Genomic DNA, 415 nt, shown 5'->3' on the forward strand with positions numbered 1-415 from the left:
GGCCGGGAACTCAAAGGAGACTGCCAGTGATAAACTGGAGGAAGGTGGGGATGACGTCAAGTCATCATGGCCCTTACGAGTAGGGCTACACACGTGCTACAATGGCGCATACAAAGAGAAGCGACCTCGCGAGAGCAAGCGGACCTCATAAAGTGCGTCGTAGTCCGGATTGGAGTCTGCAACTCGACTCCATGAAGTCGGAATCGCTAGTAATCGTGGATCAGAATGCCACGGTGAATACGTTCCCGGGCCTTGTACACACCGCCCGTCACACCATGGGAGTGGGTTGCAAAAGAAGTAGGTAGCTTAACCTTCGGGAGGGCGCTTACCACTTTGTGATTCATGACTGGGGTGAAGTCGTAACAAGGTAACCGTAGGGGAACCTGCGGTTGGATCACCTCCTTACCTTAAAGAA

The 415-nt window shown here is 53.0% G+C and carries 1 rRNA gene; it reads left to right on the top strand.

The window, feature by feature from the left end:
* A 16S ribosomal RNA gene (locus tag NNN64_RS23140) occupies positions 1–405 on the top strand; the annotation flags it as partial.
* Positions 406–415: the final 10 nt, after the last annotated feature.

It is taken from the genome of Citrobacter sp. Igbk 14 (assembly GCF_028069825.1).
In the GTDB taxonomy this organism is placed as follows: domain Bacteria; phylum Pseudomonadota; class Gammaproteobacteria; order Enterobacterales; family Enterobacteriaceae; genus Citrobacter.